At 28.1% G+C, this 11904-nt stretch carries 11 protein-coding genes and 1 pseudogene; 5 read left to right on the top strand and 7 right to left on the bottom strand.

From position 1 onward, the window contains the following. Positions 1 to 226: pseudogene (locus HF850_RS09195) on the bottom strand (group II intron reverse transcriptase/maturase); the annotation flags it as partial. A gap of 140 nt (positions 227 to 366) precedes the next feature. On the opposite strand from HF850_RS09195, the gene istA reads away from it, so the two are divergent. Continuing rightward, on the top strand, positions 367 to 1680 hold the full coding sequence (gene istA / locus HF850_RS09190) for an IS21 family transposase (RefSeq protein WP_169105143.1): 1314 nt from the start codon (positions 367 to 369) through the stop codon (positions 1678 to 1680). Beyond that, the gene (gene istB / locus HF850_RS09185; RefSeq protein WP_169105142.1) at positions 1643 to 2401 is read left to right on the top strand and encodes an IS21-like element helper ATPase IstB; all 759 of its coding nucleotides are present in this window, start codon (positions 1643 to 1645) and stop codon (positions 2399 to 2401) included. Before istA ends, istB begins: the two co-directional genes overlap by 38 nt. 278 nt (positions 2402 to 2679) lie before the next feature. On the opposite strand, the gene HF850_RS09180 is transcribed toward istB, so the two are convergent. Then, on the bottom strand, positions 2680 to 3819 hold the full coding sequence (locus HF850_RS09180; protein WP_169105141.1) for an aminotransferase class I/II-fold pyridoxal phosphate-dependent enzyme: 1140 nt from the start codon (positions 3817 to 3819) through the stop codon (positions 2680 to 2682). 208 nt (positions 3820 to 4027) lie between these two features. Here HF850_RS09180 and dapD point away from each other — a divergent pair, with 208 nt between their 5' ends. Continuing rightward, complete coding sequence (dapD, locus tag HF850_RS09175; protein WP_169105140.1) at positions 4028 to 4738, top strand: 2,3,4,5-tetrahydropyridine-2,6-dicarboxylate N-acetyltransferase; 711 nt, start codon at positions 4028 to 4030, stop codon at positions 4736 to 4738. A 165-nt stretch (positions 4739 to 4903) separates the two neighbouring features. Here the strand turns inward: dapD and HF850_RS09170 are convergent, their stop codons facing one another. Continuing rightward, a complete protein-coding gene (locus HF850_RS09170; protein ID WP_169105139.1) occupies positions 4904 to 5554 on the bottom strand; it encodes a single-stranded DNA-binding protein in 651 nt (216 codons plus the stop codon). A gap of 105 nt (positions 5555 to 5659) precedes the next feature. Continuing rightward, entirely contained in the window at positions 5660 to 6424 is a 765-nt protein-coding gene (locus tag HF850_RS09165; protein WP_169105138.1) for a polysaccharide deacetylase family protein, read from the bottom strand. A gap of 197 nt (positions 6425 to 6621) precedes the next feature. Between HF850_RS09165 and HF850_RS09160 the strand changes: the two genes are divergently transcribed. Further along, positions 6622 to 7152: a DUF4364 family protein gene (locus tag HF850_RS09160; protein ID WP_169105137.1), complete on the top strand. Its 531-nt coding sequence runs from the start codon at positions 6622 to 6624 to the stop codon at positions 7150 to 7152. A gap of 52 nt (positions 7153 to 7204) precedes the next feature. Here the strand turns inward: HF850_RS09160 and HF850_RS09155 are convergent, their stop codons facing one another. Next, positions 7205 to 8095, bottom strand: coding sequence for a YncE family protein (locus HF850_RS09155; RefSeq protein ID WP_347564422.1), 891 nt, complete (start codon positions 8093 to 8095; stop codon positions 7205 to 7207). Between the two features lie 173 nt (positions 8096 to 8268). Here HF850_RS09155 and HF850_RS09150 point away from each other — a divergent pair, with 173 nt between their 5' ends. Further along, a complete protein-coding gene (locus HF850_RS09150) occupies positions 8269 to 8523 on the top strand; it encodes a TIGR03905 family TSCPD domain-containing protein (protein WP_169105135.1) in 255 nt (84 codons plus the stop codon). 60 nt (positions 8524 to 8583) lie between these two features. Here HF850_RS09150 and HF850_RS09145 read toward each other — a convergent pair whose 3' ends face one another. Both HF850_RS09145 and HF850_RS09140 read right to left on the bottom strand, forming a co-directional pair. Then, positions 8584 to 10554 (bottom strand): DNA-binding protein, encoded by a 1971-nt coding sequence (locus HF850_RS09145; RefSeq protein WP_169105134.1) that lies wholly within the window; start codon positions 10552 to 10554, stop codon positions 8584 to 8586. 42 nt (positions 10555 to 10596) lie between these two features. Next, complete coding sequence (locus HF850_RS09140) at positions 10597 to 11898, bottom strand: folylpolyglutamate synthase/dihydrofolate synthase family protein (protein WP_169105133.1); 1302 nt, start codon at positions 11896 to 11898, stop codon at positions 10597 to 10599. Between the last annotated feature and the right edge of the window lie 6 nt (positions 11899 to 11904).

Raw genomic sequence — 11904 nt, 5'->3', positions numbered from 1 at the left:
TATTGCTAATTACTCTTTTGAGAGCTGAAAGCATATTTTTCCTTTCAAGAACTTCTTCGAGTAATCTACTAGTATCAAATGCTTCATCGTTTACGCTTTCCCTATTTGGTAAAACCATAGAATTACTTGGCACCTTTGATTTACCTTGAAGTTCCACTTCTACTTCCATCAACTGGTCTATATATTTAGTTTTCTGCTTTCTTTGTAATTTCTTTGATTTATCCAAAGTTGTAAACCTCCTAACGTTCAGTCCTTCATCCGCTATCGCGATTAGCGTATAAATGCTAAGATAACAATGTACAGAGTTGCTAATATTTTTATGTATAGTATAAAGTAATATTTACCAAAGTATTAACGGTGATGAAAATGTTATTTAAGACAACTATTAATACTGAAATAAATATTAAAGCAGTAAACGACTTACCTAAACTTAAAATTATGATAGAGGTAAATAATTTGGATAGACCTAATTTTAGTGCTATGGCAAGACAATTAGGAGTTGATAGAAGAACAGTTAAAAAGTACTATGATGGAAATATTAACAAGACAAGAAAACCTAAAAAGTCAAAGATAGATGACTTTTATGACATCATTTCGAACCTGCTTTCAGCAGAGACGGATCAAATCTTCTATTATAAAACACATCTATATAGATATTTGGTTCGAGAAAAGGGGTTACAGTGCTCTCGAAGCGATTTTAATTATTATATTTTAAAACATCAAGAATTTGCAGAATATTTTAAACCTAAAACTAAAAAGGATTCTGTAAAATCTGAAACACCATTTGGAAAACAAGCACAATTTGATTGGAAAGAAAAACTTAACTTTACATTCAAAAATGGTGAAAAATTTATCTTTAATGTAGGAAGCTTAGTTTTATCTGCTTCCAGATTTAAATACTGGGCAGTTTGTCCTTCAACATCTCAAGCATATTTATTTGATTTCTTAGTAAATGCCTTCGAAGAACTCGGAGGAGTTCCTAATGAAATAATTATAGATAATGCTTCAACTATGATGGATAAAGCTAGAACTGAACGTTCGGACGGAAAAATTAATCCTAAGTTTCAACAGTTGGCTGATGATTTTGGTTTTAATATCGTTCCTTGCGTTAGAGCAAGACCAAATACCAAGGCTAAAGTTGAAAACCCAATGAGAATTATAGATGAAATAATGACCTATAATGGTCTTTTGGCTGATGAAGAAGAATTATATGAAAAAATGAGAATTATAACAAATGAAGCTAATTCAAGGATATGTCAAGCGACAGGAGTCCCTCCTATATTGGTATTTAAAAAGGAAAAAGAACATCTTTTACCTTTACCAAATAGTAAAATATGCTCTTCTTACAAAAACACAACAATATCAACCAAAGTTAATTCAAATGCCTTATTTAAATATAAGGGAAATCTATATTCCGTTCCTAAAGATTTCATTGATAAAAATATTGTTGTAAAAGTTATAGATAATAATCTATATGTTTATTATGCTCATAAATTAATAACTTTACACACAATTTCGCATAAAAAACTAAATTATCATGAAAATCATCATTTAGAAATGCTAGGATTAACTTTTAAAAACTCATCAGATGAAGAATTAAAAGACTATGCAGCTAAACATTTAGAGGAGATGAGAAAATTCAATGAACAATTATCAACAGTTACAAAAGAATTTGAATAAACTTAAGCTAACACAAATTAGTCTACATTTAGATGATTATATTAACAAAATAAATGATCATAAAATTAGTGTTGTAGACGCTTTATATGAATTAACTACTAAGGAAGTTAAAGTCAAGGATTTTAACGCAGCGAATGCCATGGTTAAAGTGGCAGGATTTCCACACTTAAAGGAATTAAAAGACTTTGATTTTGACTTTCAGCCTAAAATAAATAAGCAACAATTTTTAGATTTTGAAAGTCTAAGATTTTTAGAAAATAACAATAATATTATATTAATCGGAAACAGTGGCGTGGGTAAAACCCACCTTGCGACTTCGATAGGAATTGCAGCAGCCAAAAAAAGAGTTAGCACGTATTTTATAAAGTGTCAAGATTTAATAGAACAGCTAAAGAAGGCATATTTAGAGAATAAACTAGATTCTAGGATAAAACATTTCAGTAAGTATAAACTTCTTATAATCGATGAAATAGGCTATCTTCCTATTGGTGAGCAAGAAGCTAAAATGTTTTTTCAGCTAATAGATAGACGTTATGAAAAGAAAAGTACAATTGTTACTAGCAATATACATTTAGCCGACTGGAATCAAATATTTGTGGATAATTTATTAGCAAGTGCTATTTTAGATAGACTCGTTCATCATTCTACTATTGTAACTATCTTAGGAAACTCTTATAGAACTGCGACTGCACTTTCTAAGATATCTGATAAAAATAACTGAGCAATTGTACATGAAAATATTAGCACAATTGTTCAAAAAAATCTTGACATTAATATTAGCGGAGTTACTATGACATCTGCCGACTTCTGATAGTTCAGCCACATATCACTATGTGGGTTGTAACCTTGAAATTTTATTCATTTGGTACATATCTATCAGACCTCCCCAGGTAAGAACACGTACTTTCACCGATTAGCACGTGCCCATGCTGGGCACACCAATAAAAAAGATACAGACCAACTTAATCTGTATCCTTTGTAAAAAAATCTCATTTCATACTATATAAAATTTTTATTTACAAATACTTCAAATCTATCAAATGCTTCTTTTAATATTTCATCCGAATAACAATATGAAATCCTCATGTATCCCTCCCCAAGTTTTCCAAAAGCACTTCCTGGTACAAATGCTACTTTTCCTTCATTTAGTAACCTTTCACAAAATTCTTCTGATGAAATATTAAATTTCTTTATTGATGGAAATATATAAAATGCACCTTTTGGTTCTGCCACATCTACATTCATCTTTCTAAGCCTTTCCATGCAATAATTTTTTCTTCTTTCAAAGGATTTTTTCATCTTTTCAACATCATCCATTGAATTCTTAAGTCCATTTAATGCACCATACTGTGATATTGATGGAGCACAAGAAACTCCATATTGATGAACCTTCATTATTTCTTTCATATATTTATCTACACATGCAACATATCCTATTCTAAGACCAGTCATAGAAAACATCTTAGAAAATCCACTCACATAAATAACCTTATCCTTTATTTCTTCACATTGTGCTACAGAATAATATTCATCAAATATAATTGATGCATACATTTCATCCGTTATTACTACTATATTATTTTCTTTTATAATCTCTATAAGTTCATCTCTTTGATTTCTACTTAATATTGCACCAGTAGGATTAGATGGAAATGAAAGCATTAAATATTTTATATCATCATTTTTAAGTTTTTCTTTTATAGAATTTATATTTAAAGAAAAATCTTCATTCAATTCATAATTTACTACATCTGCACCAATCATTACTGATATATTTTCATAAGCTGGATACGCGGGACTAGGTATAAGTATTTTATCTCCAGCGTTCATAAGTGCAAATAACACTGAATATAATCCTTCACTTCCTCCAACTGTAACACAAATCTCTTCTTTTATATAATTTATATTAAACGACTTTAAATAATTACATATTTCTTCTCTTAATTCATCTAATCCAGCATTTGAAGTATATGTAGTTTTACCTTCATTTATTGCCCTTATCATACTATCTGATACAGCCTTTGGCACATTAAAATCTGGCTGTCCTAAAGTAAGCGAAACAGCCCCATCTACTTTTTTTACTTTTTCTGCAAATCTTCTTATACCTGAAATCTGTATTTTTTCTAATCTGTTGTTCATCTAGATTACCCCCAATTCATATTCTTATAAAGGTATTATTATTTATATACAATGATATCATACTTATATTAGTAAATTAATAAAAATTTTTTACATGGTTTTATTCATTAGGTTAATGTATACTATTTTTTGATTTTTTCTCTTTTATTTATTATATTTTTTTATTATAATTAAGTAGTCTAAAATGAATATTGAAAGGGTGATATTAATGTCATATAATTTAACAGATCCTTATGAAATCGCTAGATTTATTAAGGAATCAAAAAAATCTACTCCTGTTAAAGTTTATATTAACGGAGATTTAAGCAACGCTGATATGAGCGACGTAGAATGGTACGGAACTAATGGTTTTTACATATTAATGGGAGAATCTGATTCTATAACTAAAATAGTTTTAGACAATAAACATCTTATAAAACATTTTAGAATTGAAAATGACAGAAGAAATTCTGCTATTCCAATGTTAGATTTATTAGAAGTTGATGCTAGAATAGAACCAGGTGCAATCATAAGAGATAAAGTTAAAATCGGTAAAAATGCCGTTGTAATGATGGGTGCAGTAATCAACATAGGTGCTGAAATAGGCGATGGAACTATGGTTGATATGAATGCTGTTGTAGGTGCAAGAGGACAACTTGGTAAAAATGTACATTTAGGTGCAGGTGCTGTTGTTGCTGGTGTATTAGAACCACCAAGCAAAGAACCATGTCAAATAGGTGATAATGCCCTTATTGGAGCTAATTCAGTAATTCTTGAAGGAGTTAAAGTAGGAAAAGGTGCTGTTGTTGCAGCTGGTTCTGTAGTAACTCAAGATGTTCCAGATGGTGTTGTTGTTGCTGGTTCTCCAGCAAAAATAATCAAAGAAGTTGACGATAAGACAAAAGATAAGACTCAGCTTTTAGATGATCTAAGAAAATAATTTATAAGAAATAAAGGTTTCGCATTATTAATATTGCGAAACCTTTTGATTTTCATATTCAAAGATATATTATTAACGATTAATTATTGACCATTATGATAATTATAGCCTTTTCTTAAAGTTATCATTCTTACTGTAATTAATCTAAGTAACGTTTAAAGAATATTATACTGCTCCTTCTTCACCATTACCTTCCTCTTTTTGTGATTTTTCCATCTTTGATATAGACACTTCATATGCAACTTTCTTTACGACTTCATTTTCTGATATCTTCTTTTGATATTCTCTACTTTGAAGTCTACCCCATACTTTAATGTTGTCTCCAACATTTAAAGTTTGGCAAAATCTTGAATTTCTTCCCCATGCAATAGTTGGAATGTAATCTGATTTATTATATGCTCTATTAACAGCAAGTAATACATCAGCAATTTCACGTCCAAAAGGAGTTGTTCTATAAATAGGCTCCTTACAGATGTAGCCATCCAAGAATATTTCATTTGGATTTTTGCTTCTTTCAACGCATGGTTCAATATTTCTAGCAAAAACAGTAAGTATAAGTTTATTAGATCCATCAATAAACTTATTGTAAGATCTTAATTGTCCTTCAACAATTACTTCTGATCCAACCTCAAGCTTCATATTGCTTAATAGCCTTTCTGAAACAGTAATATTAAGCGTATCTACTGAATCACTTAATCTCATTACGTCTAAATTAAAAGTATAAAAGCCTTCCCCATACATTTCATGGCTAAACTCCAATTCAGATGATACTTTACCTTCTAGGTAAATCTTGTTATTTAGCATTAAATTATCCATTGTAATCCCTCTCTCCATCGGAAATTATTTTAAAATAATAAAATATATGCTCCCACTAGCATATATTACCATTATAATACAAATACTAGGTTACTTTCAATAAATTTAATTATTTTTATGTTGAATTCCATCTTTATCCACCTTATACCTATCAAAATATATAACTTCACTGACTGTTTTAAATGTATAGCCCTGACTTTGAAGTTCAGGTATAATTTTTTCTAAATTTCCTGGTGTATATTTAGCATTGTTATGAAATAATAAAATTGCTCCAGGCTTTATACCTTTCATAATTCTGTCATACTCTGTTTTAGCTCCAAGTTCTTTCCAATCTACAGAATCTGAACTCCACTGAATTATACTATATCCCATACCTCTTACTGTCATAAATGAACTTTTATTATAATCACCACTAGGAAATCTAAAAACCTTAGATTTCTTCCCTATATACTTTTCGATTACATCATCTGTTTTCTTAACTTCTTCTCTCATTTTATCTTGAGTTATTTTTGTAAAATTAGGATGCATATAGCTATGATTCCCTATTTCATGACCTTTTTCATCTATTGCTTTTAATTTATTCACGTTATCTTCACTATAATTCACCAATCCTCCCATCACAAAAAATGTTCCTTTAGCATTATATTTATCTAAAATATTTAATATGCTTTCTAAATAATCTTTTTCAGCCCAATTCACATCAAAAGTGAGGCATATATCTTTACACTCTGTATCTACGCAATATATGGGAATCTCTTCTTCAATATTTCCTGCATTAACCTGTGATGGCTTTGTTAATCCCATTGAAACAAGAGATATTATTATTATGATAACTATATCGATTCCTATACGCTTAATCTTCCAGTTCACATTATTTCCTCCTAAATTTATTAATAATATAATATATATTTTCCTTATGAAATATACATTTCTAATAAATTAATCAATATTAATTTATTATTGTTAACTAATTAATTTTTAATATCCCGTTTTGTTATTATCTATATTCACTAAATAGTAATTTATGCTATAATAAAAAAAGAGTTTCATTAGTCATGGAGGTAATTATGTACGAAAATTCATCAGAATTAGCAGAAAATAAACTTTTAATGCTATATGTCTTAAAATCAATAAAAAATCCAATATCAAACACTCAGCTTACAGAAATAATTTTAGAAAACAATTTCATAAATTATTTCACTTTTCAACAGTACTTATCTGAATTAGAAGATTCAAAATTCGTTGAATATCATGAGGCTAATGATAAAAAAGTACTAATGTTGACAAAACAAGGGGAAAATGTACTTTCTATGTTCAAAGACAGGCTTTCACCTTCAAAAATATCAGTTGTTGACGAGTACATAAAAGAAAAAATCGAATCAATAAAAAAAGAACTCACTATTCATGCTGACTATACATTAGGTGATAATGACAGCTTTATAGTAGATTTAAAAGCTGTAGAAAATCAGACCTTATTGATGGAACTTAAGCTTTCTGTTCCTTCAACAAAGCAGGCTTCTTCTATCTGCAGTAAATGGAAAAACAATCCTTCAGATATTTATAATAAAGTTATCAATATATTAATAGACGAAAATTAAACTCAAAAAATTGCTTTAGTTTATTTTTTTCTAGAAGCATAGTATTATATTATTAATTTTCAATAAAAGTCATTGCATTTGGTTCTTTTCCAACTGTTATGGCTTTTATTTCTTTTTCTTTAAGGTTTATTACATTTATAATTCCATTTTGATAATCACCAGAATATATGATTTCATTTATTTTAAGTATACCTCTTGGCATTCCTCCTACAGGAATTTTCTTTATTTCTCTCCCCTTATTCAAGTCCAATATACTTATAGAACCACTACATAAATTAGATATATACAAATATCCATTATCCTCAAATAAATCTACTGGAGAATATCCAACTTTTATTTTTTGAATAAGCTCAAGATTATCTAAAGATATAATTCCTACATAGCCATTTTGGTCATATCCAAGATAACTCATACATACATACAAATAACGTCTATTATTAGAAACTGCAATTTTTAACGGAGTATTTTCTACTTCTATTTTTTGAATTATTTCATTTTTTTTAGCCTCTATTATGGATATACTATTATCACCCATATTGCTTACAAATAGCATATTTTTTTCTTTGTATAATATAATATCATGTGGAAATCTACCTGTAGGTATCTCAAAATCAATCCTTTCATTGTTTAAATTATATACAATTACAGAATCTGACTCTCCACAAGTCACATATAATACTTTATTTATTATGCTAATGTCATTAGGATGAGCTCCTATATATAAATTTTTGAGTTCTTTAAAATCCCATAAATTAATTAAGGATATACTGTTATTGTAATTATTTGCCACAATGATATTTTTATCATATAAAGCTAGACTATGGGGACCAAATGGCTCAGCCCCATTAGATAAATAAAGATTTTCCACCTTTTGATCATAGGTATTAATTCTACTAAGACTGTCAGAACCTGTATTACACAAAATTATATAACTCAATCCCATTTCCCCCCAATATAAACAATCCTATTTTTATTTCAATCTTATTTGTATTTATAATATATTCTTTTCCTCTTTTATTGGTACTACCAATTTGCTGTTATATCTTTATTTATTGACAATTTCCTACTATAATAAGTAGGAGTGTTATTTTTTATTAAGAGGAGAGAAATAAATATATGTTTACTTATAAGACAAATGGTGTATGTGCATCAACAATTAATTTAGATATAGTAGACAATGTAATTCAATCTATTGAATTTGTTGGCGGCTGTAATGGAAATCTTCAAGGCATAGGTCATCTAGTTCAAGGTATGAAGGTAGATGACGTAATAGAAAAACTTAATGGAATTCATTGTGGTAAAAGATCAACATCTTGTCCTGATCAACTTTCATTAGCTTTACTTGCATGGAAAGAAGAAAATAATAATTAAAAATAAGAGGTTTTATGTGTATTTAAAAAAATACACATAAAACCTCTTTATTATTTAAGATTATTGGATATATTGTTCTTTTGTTCTGGATAAAAGTTCTAGTACATTAGCTACTCCATCCTCAACATCTTTATAACTTAAATATAAAGATATACTTATATTATTCAAATCATCACTTATTTGCTTTATAACACCATATATATAACGTTCTGCATATATTAGATTATTTAAGATATCATCAATAGGTTTTGAAATATATCCAATAGCATATCCATTTTCTGTACACACAATTGTAGAAAATCCATTTTCCTCAATAAAATTTTGCATAATATACACAACATCATTTTCCTTAAGTGAATTCTTAACTTTAATTCTATTAAATGCCCCTTGACCTAAAACATTTATATTTAATAGAAATGCATCCTTAGGATGAATTTGAATAATTTCTGGTTGATCAATTACTAACTCTCTATTATCGTTACTTGAATAAGTATTTTCTTTAAGTAATGACTTTAATTTTCTTTTTATACTCGGAATACATTCTTGATCTATATATCTATAAATCAATTTTTTATCATTTTCATTTATAAAATTTTTCATTTTATTAAGATTTTTTATGCATTCATCTCTTAATTCAATTAAAGGACATTGTAATCCTCTCAAATTTATATGTTTATATTCATTAATGTCATCATTAAAATCTTCTATTTCACTATATGTTATTAATATATAAAGGCATATATAATCAATATCATCATATGTTAAATTTTCAAGCCTCATCTCTTTAGACTCCATTGTCATATCATCAATTGGAAGATTAGCAATTCCAAGTTTAAATGCAGTCTTTCTTATTGCTTTACTACCTGAACATAAACCATATTTATATAAAAGTGGGCTACAATAATTTCTTTTTAGTATATTTTCATATTCTTTCTTTTTAAGTTTATAACCTGTTTTTTCTATACATCCTATTAAAACATCAGTTTCTAATTCAGTATTACTTATTTCATCCTTTATTACATCATGCCAATACGGTTCGTTTACTATATCAGTACATAATTCAATTATTCTTTTATATTCTTCAAACTCATCTAATATTTGTATGTTTTTGTTTTCCTTATAATAATCTACTAGCATTCCATCAACTAAATATAATATTGATACTACTGCATATAAAGAATATATGCCACCACTAACTTCATTTATAATTTCTAAAATCTTATTACATACATCTACCTTATTATTAATTGCACCTAATCCATAATCAGATAAAACTGTACAAAAGGCTTTGGTAAACAATTCTATATTATGTGAATCCAATTTAACTCTATTTAAATATTCTAAAATATCAACTGATAAAATACTATACTCTATAATTTCAGGTATTGGATAATTATCAGTGCATCCATATTCAACAAGCCAATTTTCTATTTCATATGTTAATGCCTTTAAGTGAACAAGAGCAAAAAACTTCCCATAATATTCTGCATGTTTAGCGATTTCAAAAATCGTATCATTTTTGTTATTCATATGCGAATAATCATTAATTACATAAAATATAAAGCTATTATGAATAGAGAAAATATTTAATATTTCTTCTAAGTTATCCACTTCAAGTACTTGAGCCATAATTAAGGCCAACTTTACCACTTCTTCATTTTTGCTATTTAAAATCACATTATCTACAAATTGTTTAAGCAATTCTTTACTTTCATCATTATTTTCAATTACTGCACTTAATGTTTGCCTAATGCTCTCATAATAGTAAATAACACGGTTTGAACTTAAATATTCTTCAAGCTCTTCACAATGTTTTCCATTATGAATTACTTCTAATAAAATCTTTACTAATTTAGCCGCTGACTTATTTTGCTCAAATAATTTAAGAGGCTTAATCTTTCTAGTAAATACTCTATATTCATAGCTTCCAGCATTCTCAATGTCTTGAAAGCTGTAAAATTCCCCTTTATTCTTATTATAGAATTCTTTTAATTCTATATAATACGACTTTTCCATTTTATTTTCTGTCATATTGTTCCCGCCCCCTATCTTTTATACCATTTCATTTTACCATTATTTCAAAATTTTAACTAATATTTTTCTCATATCCCCTATCATATATAACGAACCACTTATTAGTATAAGATCATCTTCATCAGCTTCACTTATTGCTTTTGATACGGCCTCTTCATAGCTTTCTATAGCTATTACATTTTTATTATATTTAACTATTTTATTTTTTAATTCCTGGCTAAGTTGAGCTCTATCACTATGTGGAGTAAGAGCATATACTTTTTCTGCAAATGGAACTATTTCCTTTATCATTTCATCCACTTGTTTATCTGCCAAAATACCTAACAGAAGTATCATATTCTTATACTTAAAATACTTATTCACATTATATGTAAGTGATTTTATACCATCAATATTATGTGCTCCATCTATTACAATAAGAGGTTTCTTATTTAATACTTCAAGTCTACCTTTCCACTCAACATCTTCTAAAGATTTTTCAACTAATTTAACATTTAGTTTTTCATTCTGTCCTTCAAAAATAACCTCTATAGTATTTAATACCACTGCTAAGTTAAGCATTTGATGTGCTCCTAAAAGAGGAAGTTTAACTTTATAATCATTCTTCATTGTACTTACCTGTACTTCTTGATATATATCATCTCTATTTATATTTAAAAGCTTTACGCTGTTCTTCTGTACAAGTCTTATTCTTGAATTCATCTCTTCAGTTTTTTTCACAATAACATCCTGAACATTCTTTTCTTCAGGATAAACCACAACTGGTATACCTTCTTTTATTATTCCAGCTTTCTGCTCAGCAATTTCCTCTATAGTATCACCTAAAATATTCATATGATCATAACTTATAGATGTAATAACACTTACAATAGGAGTCAAAACATTTGTAGAATCTAAAGCTCCTCCAAGTCCTACTTCTACCACCCCATAATCAACTTTTTCTCTATAAAAATATAAAAACATTAGTGCTGTAAGAATTTCAAATTGAGTTGGATGATCATACCCTTCTTTTATAACTTTTTCTACAGCTTCTTTAACTTCCACCAATAATGATACTAGTTTTTCTTTAGGAATATTTTCACCATTAATCTGTATTCTCTCTTCAAATTCCTCAATATATGGAGAAGTGTACATGCCTACTTTGTAACCCATTCCTCTTAGAACTTTTGTTATCATTGCAGTTGTTGAACCCTTGCCATTTGTTCCTGCCACATGAATTAATTTAAGTTTTTTATCTGGATTCCCCAGTAATTCTAAAAGCCTAAATGTCCTCTTAAGTCCATAATTAGATCCAAATTTTCCTATACTGCTTATGTACTTCATTGCTTCTTCATAAATCATAATTCT

Source organism: Clostridium sp. SM-530-WT-3G (assembly GCF_012843905.1).
Taxonomy (GTDB): Bacteria; Bacillota; Clostridia; order Clostridiales; family Clostridiaceae; genus Clostridium.
This window is presented reverse-complemented; position numbering and strand designations above follow the sequence as displayed.

What these genes read in the sequence shown, in the direction of transcription:
- HF850_RS09150 (WP_169105135.1), top strand. Translation starts at nt 8,269, where the DNA reads ATGTTTACTTATAAGACAAATGGTGTATGTGCATCAACAATTAATTTA.
- HF850_RS09180 (WP_169105141.1), bottom strand. Translation starts at nt 3,819, where the DNA reads ATGAACAACAGATTAGAAAAAATACAGATTTCAGGTATAAGAAGATTT.
- HF850_RS09155 (WP_347564422.1), bottom strand. Translation starts at nt 8,095, where the DNA reads ATGGGATTGAGTTATATAATTTTGTGTAATACAGGTTCTGACAGTCTT.
- HF850_RS09145 (WP_169105134.1), bottom strand. Translation starts at nt 10,554, where the DNA reads ATGACAGAAAATAAAATGGAAAAGTCGTATTATATAGAATTAAAAGAA.
- HF850_RS09160 (WP_169105137.1), top strand. Translation starts at nt 6,622, where the DNA reads ATGTACGAAAATTCATCAGAATTAGCAGAAAATAAACTTTTAATGCTA.
- istA (WP_169105143.1), top strand. Translation starts at nt 367, where the DNA reads ATGTTATTTAAGACAACTATTAATACTGAAATAAATATTAAAGCAGTA.
- HF850_RS09170 (WP_169105139.1), bottom strand. Translation starts at nt 5,554, where the DNA reads ATGGATAATTTAATGCTAAATAACAAGATTTACCTAGAAGGTAAAGTA.
- dapD (WP_169105140.1), top strand. Translation starts at nt 4,028, where the DNA reads ATGTCATATAATTTAACAGATCCTTATGAAATCGCTAGATTTATTAAG.
- istB (WP_169105142.1), top strand. Translation starts at nt 1,643, where the DNA reads ATGAACAATTATCAACAGTTACAAAAGAATTTGAATAAACTTAAGCTA.
- HF850_RS09140 (WP_169105133.1), bottom strand. Translation starts at nt 11,898, where the DNA reads ATGATTTATGAAGAAGCAATGAAGTACATAAGCAGTATAGGAAAATTT.